This is a genomic window from Pseudomonas putida, assembly GCF_001976065.1.
GTDB classification, from domain to species: Bacteria; Pseudomonadota; Gammaproteobacteria; order Pseudomonadales; family Pseudomonadaceae; genus Aquipseudomonas; species Aquipseudomonas serbica.
In genome coordinates, this window is sequence record NZ_MNAH01000012.1 from 23,101 (window position 1) to 41,235 (window position 18,135).

At 59.9% G+C, this 18,135-nt stretch carries 19 protein-coding genes; 8 read left to right on the forward strand and 11 right to left on the reverse strand.

Annotated elements, in window-relative coordinates:
• The first annotated feature begins 219 nt into the window (after positions 1-219).
• Together glnL and ntrC are read left to right on the forward strand one after the other, a co-directional pair.
• Positions 220-1,305: a nitrogen regulation protein NR(II) gene (gene glnL / locus BKX96_RS28965; protein ID WP_046815273.1), complete on the forward strand. Its 1,086-nt coding sequence runs from the start codon at positions 220-222 to the stop codon at positions 1,303-1,305.
• Positions 1,302-2,738: a nitrogen regulation protein NR(I) gene (ntrC, locus tag BKX96_RS28970; protein ID WP_077186140.1), complete on the forward strand. Its 1,437-nt coding sequence runs from the start codon at positions 1,302-1,304 to the stop codon at positions 2,736-2,738. Before glnL ends, ntrC begins: the two co-directional genes overlap by 4 nt.
• Positions 2,739-3,291: 553 nt before the next feature.
• Here the strand turns inward: ntrC and BKX96_RS28975 are convergent.
• Positions 3,292-3,732 carry a hypothetical protein gene (locus BKX96_RS28975; protein WP_077186141.1) on the reverse strand — a complete coding sequence of 147 codons (441 nt, stop codon included), beginning with the start codon at positions 3,730-3,732 and terminating at the stop codon, positions 3,292-3,294.
• Here BKX96_RS28975 and BKX96_RS28980 point away from each other — a divergent pair.
• On the forward strand, positions 3,731-4,186 hold the full coding sequence (locus BKX96_RS28980; protein ID WP_046815276.1) for a tRNA (cytidine(34)-2'-O)-methyltransferase: 456 nt from the start codon (positions 3,731-3,733) through the stop codon (positions 4,184-4,186). The genes BKX96_RS28975 and BKX96_RS28980 overlap by 2 nt on opposite strands.
• A gap of 122 nt (positions 4,187-4,308) precedes the next feature.
• Here BKX96_RS28980 and secB read toward each other — a convergent pair whose 3' ends face one another.
• From secB to BKX96_RS28995, 3 genes are read right to left on the reverse strand one after another with little or no spacing between them, the layout of a single operon-like run.
• Positions 4,309-4,794, reverse strand: a complete 486-nt coding sequence (gene secB / locus BKX96_RS28985; RefSeq protein WP_008058540.1) for a protein-export chaperone SecB — start codon at positions 4,792-4,794, stop codon at positions 4,309-4,311.
• 42 nt (positions 4,795-4,836) lie between these two features.
• Positions 4,837-5,091, reverse strand: coding sequence for a glutaredoxin 3 (gene grxC / locus BKX96_RS28990; protein WP_008058538.1), 255 nt, complete (start codon positions 5,089-5,091; stop codon positions 4,837-4,839).
• 1 nt (position 5,092) lies between these two features.
• Positions 5,093-5,506 (reverse strand): rhodanese-like domain-containing protein, encoded by a 414-nt coding sequence (locus BKX96_RS28995; protein ID WP_046815277.1) that lies wholly within the window; start codon positions 5,504-5,506, stop codon positions 5,093-5,095.
• Between the two features lie 153 nt (positions 5,507-5,659).
• Here BKX96_RS28995 and gpmI point away from each other — a divergent pair, with 153 nt between their 5' ends.
• From gpmI to BKX96_RS29020, 5 genes are all read left to right on the forward strand, one after another.
• A complete protein-coding gene (gene gpmI, locus BKX96_RS29000; RefSeq protein WP_077186142.1) occupies positions 5,660-7,189 on the forward strand; it encodes a 2,3-bisphosphoglycerate-independent phosphoglycerate mutase in 1,530 nt (509 codons plus the stop codon).
• A gap of 242 nt (positions 7,190-7,431) precedes the next feature.
• Positions 7,432-8,727 (forward strand): murein hydrolase activator EnvC family protein, encoded by a 1,296-nt coding sequence (locus tag BKX96_RS29005; RefSeq protein ID WP_046815279.1) that lies wholly within the window; start codon positions 7,432-7,434, stop codon positions 8,725-8,727.
• Positions 8,728-8,761: 34 nt separating this feature from the next.
• The gene (locus BKX96_RS29010) at positions 8,762-10,081 is read left to right on the forward strand and encodes a S41 family peptidase (protein WP_046815280.1); all 1,320 of its coding nucleotides are present in this window, start codon (positions 8,762-8,764) and stop codon (positions 10,079-10,081) included.
• Position 10,082: 1 nt separating this feature from the next.
• Positions 10,083-10,850 carry a divergent polysaccharide deacetylase family protein gene (locus tag BKX96_RS29015; protein WP_046815281.1) on the forward strand — a complete coding sequence of 256 codons (768 nt, stop codon included), beginning with the start codon at positions 10,083-10,085 and terminating at the stop codon, positions 10,848-10,850.
• 116 nt (positions 10,851-10,966) lie between these two features.
• The gene (locus tag BKX96_RS29020; RefSeq protein WP_082240515.1) at positions 10,967-12,250 is read left to right on the forward strand and encodes a Vps62-related protein; all 1,284 of its coding nucleotides are present in this window, start codon (positions 10,967-10,969) and stop codon (positions 12,248-12,250) included.
• Here the strand turns inward: BKX96_RS29020 and BKX96_RS29025 are convergent.
• The 7 genes from BKX96_RS29025 to BKX96_RS29055 all read right to left on the reverse strand — a co-directional run bounded on the left by BKX96_RS29025 (position 12,231) and on the right by BKX96_RS29055 (position 18,037).
• Positions 12,231-12,986 carry a substrate-binding periplasmic protein gene (locus BKX96_RS29025; RefSeq protein WP_077186143.1) on the reverse strand — a complete coding sequence of 252 codons (756 nt, stop codon included), beginning with the start codon at positions 12,984-12,986 and terminating at the stop codon, positions 12,231-12,233. The two genes, BKX96_RS29020 and BKX96_RS29025, sit on opposite strands and share 20 nt — an antisense overlap.
• Before the next feature lie 78 nt (positions 12,987-13,064).
• Positions 13,065-13,835, reverse strand: a complete 771-nt coding sequence (hisF, locus tag BKX96_RS29030) for an imidazole glycerol phosphate synthase subunit HisF (RefSeq protein ID WP_007972752.1) — start codon at positions 13,833-13,835, stop codon at positions 13,065-13,067.
• 9 nt (positions 13,836-13,844) lie between these two features.
• Entirely contained in the window at positions 13,845-14,582 is a 738-nt protein-coding gene (hisA, locus tag BKX96_RS29035) for a 1-(5-phosphoribosyl)-5-[(5-phosphoribosylamino)methylideneamino]imidazole-4-carboxamide isomerase (RefSeq protein WP_077186144.1), read from the reverse strand.
• Between the two features lie 41 nt (positions 14,583-14,623).
• Positions 14,624-14,881: a DUF2164 domain-containing protein gene (locus tag BKX96_RS29040; protein ID WP_046815284.1), complete on the reverse strand. Its 258-nt coding sequence runs from the start codon at positions 14,879-14,881 to the stop codon at positions 14,624-14,626.
• The gene (hisH, locus tag BKX96_RS29045) at positions 14,882-15,520 is read right to left on the reverse strand and encodes an imidazole glycerol phosphate synthase subunit HisH (protein ID WP_077186145.1); all 639 of its coding nucleotides are present in this window, start codon (positions 15,518-15,520) and stop codon (positions 14,882-14,884) included.
• The gene (hisB, locus tag BKX96_RS29050) at positions 15,520-16,113 is read right to left on the reverse strand and encodes an imidazoleglycerol-phosphate dehydratase HisB (protein ID WP_007939452.1); all 594 of its coding nucleotides are present in this window, start codon (positions 16,111-16,113) and stop codon (positions 15,520-15,522) included. The genes hisH and hisB overlap by 1 nt, the downstream gene beginning before the upstream one ends.
• Before the next feature lie 259 nt (positions 16,114-16,372).
• Entirely contained in the window at positions 16,373-18,037 is a 1,665-nt protein-coding gene (locus BKX96_RS29055; protein ID WP_077186146.1) for an OFA family MFS transporter, read from the reverse strand.
• Between the last annotated feature and the right edge of the window lie 98 nt (positions 18,038-18,135).

The following is an 18,135-nucleotide window of genomic DNA, read 5'->3' on the forward strand; positions in this document are numbered from 1 at the left end:
TTGCGCACTATATTGGTGCGATTGGTTGCACCATGCGCACATTGCAGCCCATTTTGGTTCGAAACTACCCGCAAAAGCTGGCAGAACGCCACGCAATCGAGCGTCAAACGCCTGTTTCAGGGGTTAAGCGCTTCTTTTCGGAGCCTTGGTTTGTTTTTTGCATTTTCCTCGCATCAGCGCTTTATCCATGCGCGCGCCCTGCTCCAAAAGAGGTCCTGAATGACCATCAGTGACGCACTGCATCGTTTGCTTCTCGACAACCTGACCACCGCCACCATCCTGCTCAATGCCGACTTGCGCCTTGAGTACATGAACCCCGCGGCGGAAATGCTCCTGGCCATCAGCGGCCAGCGCAGCCATGGGCAATTCATCAGCGAGTTGTTCACCGAATCCACCGAGGCGCTCAACTCATTGCGCCAGGCGGTGCAGCAGGCACATCCGTTCACCAAGCGCGAAGCCATGCTCACCGCCCTCACCGGCCAGACCCTGACGGTTGATTACGCGGTAACGCCGATCCTGAGCAATGGCGACACCCTGCTCCTGCTCGAAGTGCACCCCCGGGACCGACTGCTGCGCATCACCAAGGAAGAGGCCCAGTTGTCGAAGCAGGAAACCAGCAAGATGCTGGTGCGCGGCCTGGCCCATGAAATCAAGAATCCCTTGGGCGGTATCCGCGGCGCAGCGCAGTTGCTGGCCCGTGAGCTGCCGGAAGAAAGCCTGCGCGACTACACCAACGTCATCATTGAAGAGGCCGACCGCCTGCGTAACCTGGTCGACCGCATGCTCGGCTCGAACAAGCTGCCCTCGCTGGCCATGTGCAACATCCACGAAGTGCTGGAGCGTGTCTGCCACTTGGTCGAGGCCGAAAGCCAGGGCTGCATCACATTGGTGCGTGACTACGACCCGAGCATTCCGGACGTCCTGATCGATCGCGAACAAATGATCCAGGCCGTGTTGAATATCGTGCGCAACGCGATGCAGGCCATCAGCAGCCAGAACGAGCTGCGCCTGGGCCGCATCAGTCTGCGCACCCGCGCCATGCGCCAGTTCACCATTGGCCACGTGCGCCATCGCCTGGTGACCAAGATCGAAATCATCGACAACGGCCCGGGCATTCCTGCGGATCTTCAGGAAACCATCTTCTTCCCCATGGTCAGCGGACGTCCGGATGGTACCGGGCTGGGCCTGGCCATTACCCAGAACATCATCAGCCAGCACCAGGGCTTGATCGAATGTGACAGCCACCCCGGCCACACCACGTTCTCGATCTTTCTGCCACTGGAACAAGGAGCCACATCGACATGAGCCGTAGTGAAACCGTGTGGATCGTCGATGACGACCGTTCTATCCGTTGGGTCCTGGAAAAAGCCTTGCAGCAGGAAGGCATGACCACGCAAAGCTTCGACAGCGCCGATGGCGTGATGAGCCGCCTGGCGCGCCAGCAGCCGGACGTGATCATCTCCGACATCCGCATGCCCGGTGCCAGCGGCCTGGACCTCCTGGCGCGGATTCGCGAGCAACATCCACGGCTGCCAGTGATCATCATGACCGCGCACTCCGATCTGGACAGCGCTGTCGCGTCCTATCAGGGCGGCGCCTTCGAATACCTGCCCAAGCCGTTCGATGTCGACGAGGCGGTGTCCCTGGTCAAGCGCGCCAACCAGCACGCACAGGAACAGCAAGGCCTGGAAGTCCCGGTCGCACTGACCCGCACCCCGGAAATCATCGGCGAAGCGCCGGCGATGCAGGAAGTGTTTCGCGCCATCGGGCGCTTGAGCCACTCCAACATCACCGTGCTGATCAACGGCGAATCCGGCACCGGTAAAGAACTGGTGGCCCACGCCCTGCACCGCCACAGCCCGCGGGCCGCTTCGCCGTTCATCGCACTGAACATGGCAGCGATTCCCAAGGACCTGATGGAATCCGAACTGTTCGGCCACGAAAAAGGCGCCTTCACCGGTGCCGCCAACCTGCGTCGCGGGCGTTTCGAGCAGGCAGACCGCGGCACGCTGTTCCTTGATGAAATCGGCGACATGCCGGCCGACACCCAGACCCGTTTGCTGCGAGTCCTGGCCGACGGCGAGTTCTACCGGGTCGGTGGTCACGTCCCGGTCAAAGTCGATGTGCGGATCATCGCCGCCACGCACCAGAACCTGGAAACCCTGGTGCATGCCGGGAAATTCCGTGAAGACTTGTTCCATCGCCTCAACGTCATTCGCATCCACATACCGCGCCTGTCGGACCGTCGCGAAGATATCCCGACCCTGGCCAAGCACTTCCTCAGCCGTGCCGCGCAGGAGCTGGCCGTCGAGCCCAAGCTGCTGAAAACCGAAACCGAGGAATACCTGAAAAACCTGCCATGGCCGGGCAACGTGCGCCAGCTGGAGAACACCTGCCGCTGGATCACCGTGATGGCTTCGGGTCGCGAAGTGCATATCAGTGACCTGCCACCGGAGCTGCTGAGCCTGCCGCAGGATTCGGCGCCGGTGACCAACTGGGAACAGGCGCTGCGCCAATGGGCCGACCAGGCGCTGGCTCGCGGTCAATCCAGCCTGCTGGACAGTGCGGTGCCGACCTTCGAGCGGATCATGATCGAAACCGCTCTCAAGCACACCGCCGGCCGCCGCCGCGATGCCGCCGTCTTGCTCGGCTGGGGGCGTAATACCCTGACTCGCAAGATCAAGGAATTGGGAATGAAGGTTGATGGTGGGGATGATGATGAGGGGGATGAGGGTTAAGCGGGACATCACTCTTCTGATTTAGATGATTCACACCGAAAAATGTGGGAGCGGGCTTGCTCGCGAAGAGGCCATCACATTCAACCTCCATGTTGAATGGGACACCGCTTTCGCGAGCAAGCCCGCTCCCATATTCAGGGCCGAGTGCACCGCACCAATGCACCGTGACCCGCAATCGCGCACCGCGACTGATCGCAAATTCCGCGTACGTTCGCAATCGAACCCCTATCGAAAAAACACGAAAGCCCCGGATTCCGGGGCTTTCAACGTCTGCAGACGACTTTCTGTTTCAACTTGTTAAAACCTGGCACGCCCCCTGCAATAGTCTCATCAGTGATTCAGATCACTACCCAGTTTCGGGGACCTTGGTACAGGCAGGCCGGGGATTCCCCTCTTTACACCGGGCTCACACCGCATAGCGACGAGCCCCCCAGTTTTGGGGTCCTTGGTACAGGCAGGCCGGGGATTCCCTCTTTACACCGGGTTCAGGCGCGATGCGTGAACCCTCCCGTTTTGGGGACCTTGGTACAGGCAGGCCGGGGATTCCCCTCTTTTATTGCTCCCGGAGATGGATCTCCAGCCGCCAGCGGTCATCGACCTCGCTGCCGGTCCACTCCCCCTGCAGGGGCCGGGCTGCCACCAGCGTCAGCAACAACCCCCCATCACTCAAACGCACGCGCCAGTTCACGTCCTTGTCGTGGAGCTTTAGCTGGCCCTTCCGTGCCGCGCCTTGAGCCTCGAACAGCAACGCTACGCTACCCTCGACGATCTCGCCGTGGGTCTTGGGTTCGTTGTTGAACCACACCACCAGTCCGTCGCCGGTCACCTCGACCTGCTGCAATTGACTGGGCTCGGGGGTGGTCAGGCGACCGATCATCAGCCCCACCATGACTCCGACAATCGCCAGTGAAGCCATCACACGTGGGAATAGTTTCGAACGAGGGTCGGCTTGCGGCGTAGAATGCCGCTCATCTTTACCTTCGGAGCCGTGCATGTTTCACGTCATCCTTTTCCAACCAGAAATTCCACCGAACACCGGCAACGTTATCAGGCTGTGCGCCAACAGTGGCTGCCACCTGCATTTGATCGAACCGCTGGGCTTCGAGATGGACGACAAGCGCCTGCGCCGGGCTGGCCTCGATTACCACGAGTATGCCACCCTGCAACGCCACGCGGACCTGGCCAGCTGCCTGGAAAGCCTCGGTCATCCACGGGTGTTCGCCTTCACCACCAAGGGTTCGCGACCATTTCACGACGCCAGTTTTGTCCCGGGCGATGCCTTCCTGTTCGGCCCGGAAAGCCGTGGCCTGCCCGCCGAGGTGCTCGACGCCCTGCCCGCCGAACAGCGCCTGCGCCTGCCGATGCGGGAAGGCTGCCGCAGCCTGAACCTGTCGAACACCGTCGCGGTGGCCGTTTACGAAGCCTGGCGCCAAAACGACTTCAAATAACACCCCGAAACAAATGTGGGAGCGAGCCTGCTCGCGAAAGCGGTGTGTCAGACAACATTGAAGTTACCTGACACTCCCTCTTCGCGAGCAGGCTCGCTCCCACAGGGGTGTTTCAAAACCGTTTATTGAACGGTTGGCGTCTCGCCCGCCGCCTGCATGCGTTGCAGCTCTTGCGCGTACAGGGCGTCGAAGTTCACCGGAGCCAGCATCAGGGCCGGGAACGAACCGCGGGTCACCAGGCTGTCCAGCGCTTCGCGAGCGTACGGGAACAGGATGTTCGGGCAGAATGCACCCAGGGTGTGGCTCATCGATGCATCGTCCAGGTTCTTGATCAGGAAGATACCGGCCTGTTGCACTTCAGCAATGAATGCCACTTCTTCACCGTTCTTCACGGTGACCGACAGGGTCAGCACGACTTCGTGGAAGTCGCCTTCCAGAGCCTTTTGACGGGTATTGAGATCCAGACCGACACTCGGCTCCCACTGCTGGCGGAAAATCGCCGGGCTTTTCGGGGCTTCAAAGGACAAGTCACGTACGTAGATGCGCTGCAAGGAGAATTGCGGTGCGGTTTCTTCTTCGCTGGCTGCAGTGTTCTGTTGGTCAGTCATCTCAGATCCTTTCTGATCTTGGGCTTTTATAGGGTATGGAATTCAGGCCTTGAGCAGCGCGTCGAGCTTGCCGGCGCGCTCCAGGGCAAACAAATCATCACAACCGCCAACGTGGGTGCTGCCGATCCAGATCTGTGGCACGGACGTACGTCCGGCTTTCTGAGCCATTGCGGCGCGCACCTGCGGCTTGCCATCGACCTTGATCTCTTCGAAGGCCACGCCTTTGTTCTCGAGCAGGTACTTGGCTCGCGAGCAATAAGGGCAGTAATCGCTGGAATAGACGACGACGTTGCTCATATCACTTCACCAGCGGCAGATTGTCGGCTTTCCAGCTGGAAACACCGCCGGACAGCTTGGCGGCGGTGAAGCCTGCCTTCACCAGCTCGCGGGCGTGGGTACCGGCCGTCTGGCCCATGGCGTCGACCAGGATGATGGTCTTGGCCTTGTGTTTTTCCAGCTCGCCAACGCGCGCGGTCAACTTGTCGTGAGGAATGTTCAACGCGCCTACAATGTGACCGGCGGCGAAGTCCTTGGTGGGACGAATGTCGATCACCACGCCAGCGTCCTTGTTGACCAGGCCGGTCAGTTCGCCAGTGCTCAGGCTGCGGCCGCCGCCCTGCATCTGATAGGCAATCAGCAACGCCAGCAGTACGACGAAGATACCGACGAGGATGTAGTGGTTAGTGGCAAATTCAATCAGGTGAGCAACCATCGAAGGAGGTTCCAGGGCGTTAAAATGTCGGCCAGTATACACAGCCCCTATGGTGGGCCAAACCCCGTCCGGCGGTGACGTGGCCGGAACTTCGCTTTAAACTGCCACTCCCTTTTCCATCGCCCTCTTTTAACTCAGCCACGAGCGGACTCCATGACTACCACGCCTAAACCTTTGGTCCTGATTATTCTCGACGGCTTCGGTCACAGTGAGAGCCCCGAATCCAACGCCATCTTTGCGGCGAAGAAGCCCGTACTGGACCGTTTGTGGGCCACCGTGCCCAACGGCCTGATTTCGGGCAGCGGCATGGACGTCGGCCTGCCGGATGGCCAGATGGGTAACTCCGAAGTCGGCCACATGAACCTGGGCGCCGGTCGCGTGGTTTATCAGGACTTCACCCGCGTGACCAAATCGATCCGCGACGGCGAGTTCTTCGAGAACCCGACCATTTGCGCCGCCGTGGACAAAGCCGTCGCCGCCGGCAAAGCCGTGCACTTCATGGGCCTGCTGTCCGATGGCGGCGTGCACAGCCACCAGGATCACCTGGTCGCCATGGCCGAGCTGGCTGCCAAGCGCGGCGCTGAAAAAATCTACCTGCACGCCTTCCTCGATGGCCGCGATACCCCGCCGAAAAGCGCGCAATCATCGATCGAGCTGTTGGATGCCACCTTCCAGGCCTTGGGCAAAGGCCGGATCGCCAGCCTCATCGGGCGTTATTTCGCCATGGACCGCGACAACCGCTGGGACCGCGTGTCCCAGGCTTACAACCTGATTGTCGATGGCCAGGGCGAATTCAACGCCGCCACCGCCCAGGAAGGCCTGCAAGCCGCGTACGAGCGTGGTGAGAGCGATGAGTTCGTCAAGGCCACCTCCATCGGCGAGCCGGTGAAAGTCGAAGACGGCGATGCCGTGGTGTTCATGAACTTCCGCGCCGACCGCGCCCGCGAATTGACCCGCGTGTTCGTCGAAGACGACTTCAGTGAATTCCAACGTGCCCGCCAGCCAAAACTGGCCGGTTTCGTCATGCTGACCCAATACGCCGCCAGCATTCCTGCACCTTCGGCCTTCGCCGCCGGCAGCCTGGAAAACGTCCTGGGTGACTACCTGGCGAAAAACGGCAAGACCCAGCTGCGCATCGCCGAAACCGAAAAATACGCCCACGTGACCTTCTTCTTCTCCGGCGGTCGCGAAGAACCGTTCCCGGGTGAAGAGCGCATCCTGATCCCGTCGCCAAAAGTCGCCACCTATGACTTGCAGCCGGAAATGAGCGCACCGGAAGTCACCGATCGCATCGTCGACGCCATCGAAAACCAGCGCTACGACGTGATCGTGGTCAACTACGCCAACGGCGACATGGTCGGCCACAGCGGCGTGTTTGCAGCGGCAGTCAAGGCCGTCGAATGCCTGGACCAGTGCGTCGGCCGCATCGTCGACGCCCTGGAAAAGGTCGGTGGCGAAGCCCTGATCACCGCCGACCATGGCAACGTCGAGCAAATGTCCGACGAGACCACCGGCCAGGCGCACACCGCGCACACCACCGAGCCGGTGCCGTTCATCTATGTCGGCAAGCGCGACCTCAAGGTCCGCGAAGGCGGCGTGCTGGCGGATGTGGCACCGACCATGCTGAAACTGCTGGACCTGGAGCAACCGGCGGAAATGACCGGCACTTCGATTCTGGTCTGACGCGAGCCCTGAAACGCCAGATAACCCCTGTGGGAGCGAGCCCGCTCGCGATAGCAATCTGACAACCAACATCTATGTTGAATGATCGGACGCCATCGCGAGCAGGCTCGCTCCCACATTGGTTTTGGGGTCTTTTTGGATACAACTCTGCTCCAGTCATCACACAGTCAGAAATGGGCATTTTTTTTGCCGGCCATGGCGGGCATACTAGGACGTCCCTTTCCCTGGTGTCGCCCGCCTCTATGCTTCGCACCCTGATAGCCCTTGCCCTGACTTGCCTGCTCCAACCGGCCTTCGCCGATGAGCGCGCGCAAACCCAGCAACAGTTGGACGCTACGCGTCAGGACATTGCCGAGCTGAAAAAACTGCTGGGCAAGTTGCAGGAAGAAAAGTCCGGCGTGCAGAAAGACCTCAAGGGCACCGAGACCGAGATGGGCAAGCTCGAGAAGCAGGTCGATGCCCTGCAGAAAGAGCTGAAGAAAAGCGAAACCGAGTTGCAGCGACTCGATGCGGAGAAAAAAAAACTCCAGAGCGCGCGCACTGAACAGCAGCGACTGATCGCCATCCAGGCTCGCGCGGCTTATCAGAACGGCCGCCAGGAGTACTTGAAACTGCTGCTTAACCAGCAGAACCCCGAGAAATTCGCCCGCACGCTCACCTATTACGACTACCTGAGCCAGGCCCGCCTGGAACAGCTGAAGAATTTCAATGAGACCCTGCGCCAGCTGGCCAATGTCGAAAAAGACATCGGCCTGCAGCAAGCGCAATTGCTGGTCCAGCAAAGCAGCCTCGAAAGCCAGCGTGGCGAACTCGAGAAGGTTCGCCAGGAGCGCCAGCAAGTCCTGGCCAAGCTCAATGACGACGTGAAGGCTCGCGACCAGAAACTGGCAGCCCGTGAGCAGGATCAGGCAGACCTGTCTAAAGTCCTTAAAACCATTGAAGAAACCCTGGCACGCCAGGCTCGTGAGGCAGAAGAGGCGCGACAAAAAGCGCTGATTGCCCAGCAGGAAGCCGAAAAAAAGCGTTTACGTGAGGCCCAGGCGCAGGCAGATGCCAGCGATGATGCCCCACGCAAACCCGTTAAATCGTCCCCCGGCGCACTGGTTTCAAGCTCAGGCGAAACTTTTGGCGGTCCATTTGCGTCTACCCGCGGCAAACTTCCGTGGCCGGTCGATGGTCGACTGTTGGCACGCTTCGGTGAAAGCCGTGGCGACGATGCCCGGACCAAATGGGACGGCGTGATGATCAGCGCCTCTGCAGGCAGTACGGTACATGCTGTGCACGGCGGTCGCGTGGTGTTCGCCGACTGGCTGCGCGGCGCCGGGTTGCTGGTGATTCTCGATCACGGCAACGGTTTTTTGAGTCTGTATGGTCACAACCAGACGCTGCTCAAGTCTGCGGGTGACGTGGTAAAGGCCGGTGAGTCCATCTCCACTGTCGGTAACAGTGGCGGGCAGGACTCGCCAGCGCTGTATTTTGCGATTCGTCAGCAGGGTCACCCGAGTGATCCGGCGCAATGGTGCCGCGCGCAAGGATAGGCGCTGAGTCACCTACATTAGGAGTTCGTTCGACATGCTGCATTTGTCCCGCCTTACCTCGCTGGCCCTGGCGATCGCCCTGGTGATCGGCGCGCCTCTGGCGTTTGCCGCTCAACCGGCCCCGGCAATCGCGCCTGCGGGCACTGCCGCGACCACCAAGGCGCCATTGCCGCTGGAGGAGTTGCGCACCTTTGCCGAGGTCATGGATCGGATCAAGGCCGCGTATGTCGAACCGGTAGACGACAAGACCCTGCTGGAAAACGCGATCAAGGGCATGCTCAGCAACCTTGACCCGCACTCTGCCTACCTGGGACCTGAAGACTTCGCTGAACTGCAGGAAAGCACCAGCGGCGAATTCGGCGGCCTGGGCATCGAAGTCGGTGCCGAAGATGGCTTCATCAAAGTGGTGTCGCCGATCGATGACACGCCTGCCTCCAAGGCTGGCATCCAGGCGGGTGACTTCATCGTCAAGATCAACGGCCAGCCCACCCGCGGCCAGAGCATGACCGAAGCCGTGGACAAGATGCGCGGCAAGATCGGCCAGAAAATCACCCTGACCCTGGTACGCGACGGCGGTACGCCGTTCGATGTGACCCTGGCCCGCGCCATCATTCAGGTGAAGAGCGTGAAGAGCCAGTTGCTTGAGTCGGGCTATGGCTACATACGCATCACCCAATTCCAGGTCAAGACCGGCGAAGAGGTGTCCAAGGCCCTGGCCAAGCTGCGCAAAGACAACGGCAAGAAGCTCAACGGCATCATCCTCGACCTGCGCAACAACCCAGGTGGCGTGCTGCAAGCGGCGGTGGAAGTGGTCGACCACTTCATCACCAAGGGCCTGATCGTCTACACCAAGGGCCGCATCGCCAACTCCGAACTGCGCTTCTCCGCCACCGGCAAGGACGAAAGCGAAGCCGTACCATTGGTCGCGCTGATCAACGGCGGCAGCGCCTCGGCCTCGGAAATCGTAGCGGGCGCCCTGCAGGATCAGAAACGCGCGGTGATCATGGGGACGCCGAGTTTCGGCAAAGGCTCGGTGCAAACCGTGCTGCCACTGAACAACGATCGCGCCCTGAAGATCACCACAGCGCTGTACTACACGCCCAACGGCCGCTCGATCCAGGCCCAGGGCATCATCCCGGACATCGAAGTGCGCAAAGCCAAGATCACCAACGAGCAAGACGGCGACTACTTCAAGGAAGCCGATCTGCAGGGTCATCTGGGCAACGGCAACGGCGGCGCCGACAAGCCGAGCAGTTCCGGTGGCAAGTCCAAGCCAATGCCGCAGGACGATGATTACCAACTGGCCCAGGCCCTGAGCCTGCTCAAAGGCCTGAGCATCACGTCCGGCCGCTGAGATGCTTTTGCGGTTAGCCTTGGGGCTGTTGTGTTGTCTGGCGGGTATTGCTCATGCAGCGCCCACCCCTCAAAAGGCCTACATCAGTCTGATCATCGATGACCTGGGGCAGAACCTGCCCCGGGATCGCCAAGTGCTGGCCCTGCCGGGGCCAGTGACGGCGGCGATCATGCCCGACACGCCCCACGCCACCGAATTCGCCCGCGAAGCCCATCGCGCCGGCAAGATCGTCATCCTGCACATGCCCATGGACCCGGCTACCGGACCGTTCGCCTGGCGCCCCGACCTGCCCATCGATGAGCTGGAAAGGCGCCTCGACGCAGCGTTCAAAAAGGTGCCGTATACCAGCGGAATCAATAACCATATGGGCAGTCGCATGACCGCCCAGCCGGCGGCCATGACGTGGTTGATGGCGCACTTGCAGTACCGACACAAATTCTTCCTGGACAGCCGCACCAGCGCTCAAACCGTTGCCGCCGCCGAGGCGCAGAAGATTGGCTTGGCGAGCGTTTCGCGGGATGTGTTTCTGGATGATGAGCGCACTGAAGCGGCGATCTTCGCCCAGCTGCAGACGGCCATCAGCCTTGCGCGCAAGCAGGGCTCGGCGGTGATGATCGGACATCCTTATCCGCAAACACTGGCGGTGCTGGAGAGAGAATTGCCCAAGCTCAAGACGCTGGGTATCGAGTGGATTGATCTCAAGCAAATGATCAGCGTGCGCAGCAATCGCGCCATGGTCGCTCATGGCAAAGACGGCGTTTATCGGTAATACCCTGTCTCGACCTATACATAATTACCGCCAGAAGCGTCGCCACATTTCGGATAGTGAAACCTGCAACAGGTCGTGACTCCACAGAGTCGCCTTTTCAACTATCAGGAATGACTATGAACCCCGAAGACAACGCTCCATTGGCCGTGAGGCGAACGGAATCGATAAAATGCGACAACCTGCTGATCAACTATACAACGGAGTTCCGCCGTATCTGGGACAGCAGCGGCTCCAGGTCCAACCCCGCAGCCTTTTGGCGCCCTACACCCAACCCTGAGTTGTTGCCGGGCTATTTTCCCCTCGGCGATGTGGCCGCCACCGGACACCAGGACATCAACGAGAAAAGAGTGGTGATGGTGGTCTGCGAGGGTGATCAGCAGAGTGGCGATAGCAGCAAGGGACTGGCACTCAAGCCTCCCATCGACTTTGAACAAGTCTGGAGAGATACAGGTTCAGGCGCCAAGGCGGACTGTTCGATATGGCGACCGATTCCTCCCGATGGATATGTTGCATTGGGTCAGGTTAGCTCGAATGGACGAGACAGACCTTCGCTTAACAGCGTTCGTTGCGTCCGGGCAGATCTTGTCGTCCCATCATTCATCAGTGACTTGATCTGGAACGATAAGGGCAGCGGCGCCAAACAGAGCTTCAGTGCCTGGGGCATCTACCCTCCAAACGCACAGGCCGGCGAGATCTACTTCGCGCCAGGTACTTTCGTCGGTGTCGGCACTTATAACAAACCCGCCACACACATCACTGCTTATTCATTGCGAATGCAGATCCCTCTGCAAGAAAGTCCCCCACCGGTGGCTCCGGTACTCTTGGGGAACGAACAACCCTTAACTGCCGAACCGGCCAAAATCACCTACATTGCCAAACTGCCCTGGTTTACCGTCAGAGATCCCCAACTAAGACCTCTGGAGCAATTACACACATCACCGTTTTACCGCCTGGAAAGAACGGACCAATATGTACTCATCGGATACGCCAACAACCAATACGCGGTGAGCCAGACCTTCAAGTGGTCAACAAACCGGCCACAGAGCACTGAGAGTCTGGAAGGGTTCTCCCGCGCCACCTCGATCGTGGTCGACGGCCAGTGGCCAGCGCGACAACCATCCTTATTCTCGGCGCGGCTGAACACGCGTTTTGCTCACACCGAACCCTCCGACAGTTGGAATGGGCCAGCAGCAGCAGAGGTGGTCACCATTGTTGCGAAAAACAAAACTGTTGCCGCTTACGAGTTGCAGAGTACCTACAGACTACTTCGCGCAAACAACACTCAAGTGCCCGCCGAAGTCAGTTACATCGATGGCAACAGCCTGTACCTGGCGGAATATCCGCCCGCACCAGACATTGCAGCAGATAACTTGCCCGCCGCTATAGATACCGACTCATGATCTCGTCGACCACACCGTCCTTGCGCATCTGATCCAGCGCAGCCTGTAATTTGGCGACGGTTGTCTCTGGCACGTTCTTGTTCAGCGCCAGGTACAGTTCGGCGCTGTTGAAACGCAACACGGTCTTTAACCCGTTGACCCCGTCCTGGCGCGCCAGATAGCGCCCGGCCGGGTCACCGGTAGCCCACAGGTCAATCTGGCCATTGATCAGCTTCTTCGCATTATCCTGGTCGCGCAGCACCACGATGGGCTTGAGGCCCTGCTTGGCGAGTGTTTGCGCAATCGCATCGCCCTTGTACGCGCCGATCCTGTACTTTCGCGCGTCTTCCAGGGTTTCGAGGGTGATTTTGCTGTCGGCCTTGGCCAGCATGATCCAGTCGTCCGGACCAATTGGCCCGACCCATTTGAAAAGCTGCTCACGGTCTGGCAGACGCGCCATCACGAATGCACCGTAACCGGGATTTTCCAGTGCCAGCTTGTAGACCCGTTCCCACGGAAAACGCAGGGTCAGGCTATAGGAGACGTCGGCACGCTTGAACATTTCGCGGACGATGTCCACAGCAATGCCATTGATGTTCTCATCTTGAGCGAAGTTCTTGCCATTCTTGGCCATGTTGTAGGGCGGGAAGTTTTCCGTCAGCAGCACCAGGTCCGTGGTGGAGCTGCCTGCAGCGCGTGCACTACTGATGAGCAACAAGGAAGCGCTGGCGAGGACAAGAAGAATGCTTTTAAACATGTCTGGCTACCGAAATCCATGGCGTACTCAAGAGTGCCCTGAGCCCGCCATGATGTCCACTGGCCTGTACCGGTTTGTTTAACGCATCACGATTCCGCGGTGGGCCATGTACGCCTTGGCTTCCTGCACGGTGTATTCGCCGAAGTGGAAAATACTCGCCGCCAAGACCGCACTGGCGTGACCTTCGATGATGCCATCGGCCAGGTGCTGCAGGTTGCCGACACCACCGGAGGCAATCACCGGAATACCCAGCGCGTCGCTGATGGCGCGGGTAACGCCCAGATCGAAACCATTTTTCATGCCGTCCTGGTCCATGCTGGTCAGCAGGATCTCACCGGCACCCAGGCCTTCCATCTTCTTCGCCCATTCAACGGCGTCGAGACCGGTTGGCTTGCGGCCACCGTGGGTGAAAATCTCCCAGCGCGGGGTTTCGCCCGGCCCCGAGACCTTCTTCGCATCGATAGCGACCACGATGCATTGCGAACCGAAATGCTGCGCCGCTTCGCCGACGAATTCCGGGTTGAACACGGCCGCGGTATTGATCGAGACCTTGTCCGCACCGGCATTGAGCAGGTTGCGGATGTCCTGCACGGTACGCACGCCACCGCCCACGGTCAGCGGGATAAACACCTGGCTGGCCATGCGCTCGACGGTATGCAGGGTGGTATCGCGACCGTCGACGCTGGCGGTGATGTCGAGAAAGGTAATCTCGTCGGCACCTTGCTCGTCGTAGCGACGGGCGATTTCAACAGGGTCGCCCGCATCGCGGATGTTCTCGAACTTCACACCTTTGACGACCCGGCCGTTGTCCACGTCCAGGCAAGGGATGATGCGTTTGGCCAGCGCCATGGTCAGTCCTCAGCCTTTGTACGAATCGCAGAAAGCTTGCGCTTCAGCGACGTCGAGGGTGCCTTCGTAGATCGCACGGCCGGTAATGGCGCCGATGATGCCTGGCGCCTTGGCGTCGAGCAGCGTCTTGATATCACCCAGGTTGTGGATGCCGCCGGAAGCGATCACCGGGATCTTCGTGGCAGCAGCCAGCGCAGCGGTGAAAGGTACGTTGCAACCTTGCATCATGCCGTCTTTGGCGATGTCGGTATAAACGATCGCGGACACGCCATCGGCTTCGAACTGCTTGGCCAGGTCGATCACTTGAATGGTGCTGATTTCAGCCCAGCCGTCGGTGGCGACAAAGCCGTCCTTGGCGTCGAGACCCACGATCACCTTGCCTGGAAACGCGCGGCAGGCTTCAGCAACGAAGGCCGGATCTTTCACAGCCTTGGTGCCGATGATGACGTAGCTCACACCCGCCTTGACGTAGTGCTCGATGGTTTCCAGGGAGCGGATACCGCCGCCGATCTGGATCGGCAGGTTCGGGTAGCGCTTGGCAATCGCGGTGACCACTTCGCCGTTGACCGGCTGGCCTTCGAACGCGCCGTTCAGGTCGACCAGATGCAGACGACGGCAACCGCCCTCCACCCACTTGGCAGCCATGCTCACCGGATCATCGGAAAACACCGTGGAATCTTCCATGCGGCCCTGGCGCAGACGAACACAGGCACCGTTTTTAAGATCGATAGCGGGAATAATCAGCATCTGGCAAACCTTCAAATTCGAATGTTAGCTTGGCTCGGAAATCAGTTTTTCTCGAGCGCCCACAGGTCGCTTTCGATGCTTTCGAACCTCTCCTTGAGGTGCGCCTGCACATCGAAAATCGCCCTGTTGTAATAGTGCGGAGCAATTTCACGGGTAAACAGCTCAAGAATTTCAGCCGCCTCGAACGAACCCAGGTCCAGTTCGAAGCGATCTTCCATGAAACGCTTGATCTTGCTGTTGGCCTCGTTCTCCTGCTCGGGAGTGAGGGTCAGGATCGGCGGCTTCTTCTTGACGGCCATTTACCAGCGACCGTCCCACGCGGCGAAGTTCTGCAGCAACTGCAGGCCATGGGTATGGCTTTTCTCCGGGTGGAACTGCACGGCGAAACGCGAGCCTTCGGCCAGCGCTGCGGCAAAATCGACACCGTAGTGACCGCCACCGACCACCTGCCGGGCATTGCCGGCGGCGATGTAGTAGCTGTGCACGAAGTAGAAACGCGCCAGGTCCGGAATGTCATGCCACAGCGGATGACTGACCTTCTGCTTCACTTCGTTCCAGCCCATGTGCGGGACTTTCAGATGCTCGCCATCCTCGACGAGATCCTTGCCGAAGAACTTCACCTGGCCCGGGAACAGGCCGATGCAGTCGACGCCGTCGTTCTCTTCACTGCGCTCGAGCAGGGCTTGCATGCCGACGCAGATGCCGAGGAACGGACGGTCCTGGCTGACTTCACGCACCAGCGAATCGAACCCCAGGCGACGGATCTCCGCCATGCAATCGCGGATCGCGCCAACACCGGGGAAAACCACCCGGTCGGCTTCGCGAATCACGTTGGCATCGCTGGTGATCAGGACCTTGCCGGCACCGACGTGCTCGAGGGCCTTGGCCACCGAGTGCAGGTTGCCCATGCCGTAATCGATAACCGCGACTGTCTGCATTACAGGACGCCCTTGGTCGAAGGCATTTGTCCGGCCATGCGGTCATCGAGCTCCACAGCCATGCGCAGCGCGCGGCCGAAAGCCTTGAACACGGTTTCGATCTGGTGGTGGGTGTTGTGGCCACGCAGGTTGTCGATGTGCAGGGTGACGTTGGCGTGGTTGACGAAGCCCTGGAAAAATTCCTGGAACAGGTCAACGTCAAAGCCGCCGACGGTGGCACGGGTGTACGGAACATGCATCTGCAAGCCCGGGCGGCCAGAGAAGTCGATCACCACGCGCGACAGCGCTTCATCGAGCGGCACGTAGGCGTGGCCGTAGCGACGGATGCCTTTCTTGTCGCCGATGGCTTTGGTGAATGCCTGGCCCAGGGTGATACCGACGTCTTCCACGGTGTGGTGGTCATCGATATGCAGGTCGCCTTTGCTGACGATATCCAGGTCGATCAGCCCGTGACGGGCGATCTGGTCCAGCATGTGCTCAAGAAAAGGGACACCGATATCAAATCGGGCCTTTCCGGTGCCATCCAGGTTGATCGAGGCTTTGATCTGGGTTTCCAGAGTGTCGCGCTCGACTGACGCCATACGTTCGGCCATCACCAGCTCCGCAAAATCATTGGGCGAAAAAGGCAACCATTATAGGGGCGCGGGCGCGAAACAGAAACACGAGAGGTGATATCGCTGACGGATAGAATCCCCAGTCGTCGGGGATAGACATGTCCATACAAGCCGGCATTCATTGCCAATGCACGGCGTTCGACCCTTTGTAGGAGCTGGCTTGCCAGCGAAGGCGGCCTATCTAACAGACCGCGTCACATTGATCGCCAGCAAGCCGGCTCCTACAGAGAGCTGGATATCAGTGGAAGAGCACCGCCGTTTTCTGCAACGTCACCCAGACACCCCATGCCAATGGAATACCCACCACCAGCCAGGCAGCAATCGCCAGAGGCCTGGTACCCGGCGCCGCTTTCCACTCCAGCGACGTGCTGGCGTCAGCCCCTTTGTCGTGACCCAGCGCCTGTTCGGCGGCCAGTTCCGCGTCGGTCATGAAGTACTTGTCAGCCACCGGACGAACCAGCAGGTTGCACAGGAAACCCAGCACCAGCAGGCCCGCGAGGATGTACAGGGTGATGTCATAAGCCGCAGCACGCTCAACACCGATGCTCAGCTGATACTCACGCAGATAGTTCACCAGCACCGGCCCCAACACGCCCGCCGCCGCCCACGCCGTCAGCAAACGCCCATGGATCGCGCCGACCATTTGCGTACCGAACAGGTCCGCGAGATACGCCGGAACAGTCGCAAAACCACCACCGTACATCGACAGGATGATGCAGAACGCCGCCACGAACAGCGCAATGTTGCCCAGATGGCCAAGGTTCGGGATCAACGCATACAGCGCGAAGCCCAAGGCAAAGAACACAAAATAGGTGTTTTTCCGGCCCAGGTAATCGGAGAACGATGCCCAGAAGAACCGGCCACCGATGTTGAACAGGCTCAGCAGACCGGTGAATCCGGCGGCGATTGCTGCAATCGAAGCCAGTTGCGAAGCATCCAGTTGGCCGAATGTCAGATCGTTGCCCAGCAACTTGCCGGCAAACACCTCCTGCAACAGCGGCGAAGCCATGCCGAGGATGCCGATGCCCGCCGATACGTTGAGGCACAGCACCAGCCATACCAGGCGGAACTGTGGCGTTTTCCACGCCACATTCACATGCACATGACGATGGGTGATCATCGCGTTCGCGGCTTTTTTCGCCGGTGCCGTCCAGCCTTCAGGCTTCCAGCCGGTAGGCGGTACACGATAGGACAGCGCGCCGCCGATCATGAACACGAAATAGATCGCCGCCATGACCAGGAAGCTCTGCCACACGCCGACACTGGTCGGTGAAGCGAAGTGACTCATCAACGCTGCCGCCAATGGTGCACCGACCATCGCGCCCCCGCCGAACCCCATGATCGCCATGCCGGTCGCCATGCCGCGCTTGTCCGGGAACCACTTGATCAGGGTCGACACCGGCGAGATGTAACCCAGGCCCAGGCCGATACCGCCAATGACCCCGGAGCCGATCCACATCAGCCAGATCTGGTGGGTATAGACCCCCAGCGCGGAAATCAGCAGGCCGCCGCACCAGCACAACGCCGAGACGACACCCGCCTTGCGTGGTCCGGCGTGTTCCAGCCAGCCACCCCAGATGGCTGCCGAGCAACCCAGGAAGATGAAAAACAGCGTGTAGATCCAGCCGAGCATCGAAATCGGCCAGTCGCATTGCGAAGAAAAGACCTGGGCGATGAAGCTCATGTCCGGCGCACAAGCCACTGGGGCGGTGATACCCAGCGCTTTGGACAGCGGCAACCAGAACACCGAAAAGCCGTAGGCCATGCCGATGCACAGATGGATGGCCAGCGCGGCCGGTGGCACCAGCCACCGGTTGAAACCGGGCTTGGCGATGATGCGTTCCTTGGAAAGGAACGCGGTCTGGTCGGCTTGAAGGCCGTCCGCCGTGATACTCGTGGTCATTGTGTATCCCCCAATTATTATAAGGTTCGCCAGCCACTCTCCGCCCTCAGCCTTTATGCACGCAGACATGACTGTTTTATTCAGGGAAAGCTCGTTTT

Coding starts and splice junctions, on each gene's coding strand:
- BKX96_RS29055 (WP_077186146.1), bottom strand. CDS start 18,037: ATGACCACGAGTATCACGGCGGACGGCCTTCAAGCCGACCAGACCGCG.
- secB (WP_008058540.1), bottom strand. CDS start 4,794: ATGACTGACCAACAGAACACTGCAGCCAGCGAAGAAGAAACCGCACCG.
- hisB (WP_007939452.1), bottom strand. CDS start 16,113: ATGGCCGAACGTATGGCGTCAGTCGAGCGCGACACTCTGGAAACCCAG.
- BKX96_RS29025 (WP_077186143.1), bottom strand. CDS start 12,986: ATGTTTAAAAGCATTCTTCTTGTCCTCGCCAGCGCTTCCTTGTTGCTC.
- hisH (WP_077186145.1), bottom strand. CDS start 15,520: ATGCAGACAGTCGCGGTTATCGATTACGGCATGGGCAACCTGCACTCG.
- BKX96_RS28995 (WP_046815277.1), bottom strand. CDS start 5,506: ATGGTTGCTCACCTGATTGAATTTGCCACTAACCACTACATCCTCGTC.
- BKX96_RS29020 (WP_082240515.1), top strand. CDS start 10,967: ATGAACCCCGAAGACAACGCTCCATTGGCCGTGAGGCGAACGGAATCG.
- ntrC (WP_077186140.1), top strand. CDS start 1,302: ATGAGCCGTAGTGAAACCGTGTGGATCGTCGATGACGACCGTTCTATC.
- glnL (WP_046815273.1), top strand. CDS start 220: ATGACCATCAGTGACGCACTGCATCGTTTGCTTCTCGACAACCTGACC.
- BKX96_RS29005 (WP_046815279.1), top strand. CDS start 7,432: ATGCTTCGCACCCTGATAGCCCTTGCCCTGACTTGCCTGCTCCAACCG.
- grxC (WP_008058538.1), bottom strand. CDS start 5,091: ATGAGCAACGTCGTCGTCTATTCCAGCGATTACTGCCCTTATTGCTCG.
- hisF (WP_007972752.1), bottom strand. CDS start 13,835: ATGGCGCTGGCCAAACGCATCATCCCTTGCCTGGACGTGGACAACGGC.
- BKX96_RS29010 (WP_046815280.1), top strand. CDS start 8,762: ATGCTGCATTTGTCCCGCCTTACCTCGCTGGCCCTGGCGATCGCCCTG.
- gpmI (WP_077186142.1), top strand. CDS start 5,660: ATGACTACCACGCCTAAACCTTTGGTCCTGATTATTCTCGACGGCTTC.
- BKX96_RS29040 (WP_046815284.1), bottom strand. CDS start 14,881: ATGGCCGTCAAGAAGAAGCCGCCGATCCTGACCCTCACTCCCGAGCAG.
- BKX96_RS28975 (WP_077186141.1), bottom strand. CDS start 3,732: ATGCACGGCTCCGAAGGTAAAGATGAGCGGCATTCTACGCCGCAAGCC.
- BKX96_RS29015 (WP_046815281.1), top strand. CDS start 10,083: ATGCTTTTGCGGTTAGCCTTGGGGCTGTTGTGTTGTCTGGCGGGTATT.
- BKX96_RS28980 (WP_046815276.1), top strand. CDS start 3,731: ATGTTTCACGTCATCCTTTTCCAACCAGAAATTCCACCGAACACCGGC.
- hisA (WP_077186144.1), bottom strand. CDS start 14,582: ATGCTGATTATTCCCGCTATCGATCTTAAAAACGGTGCCTGTGTTCGT.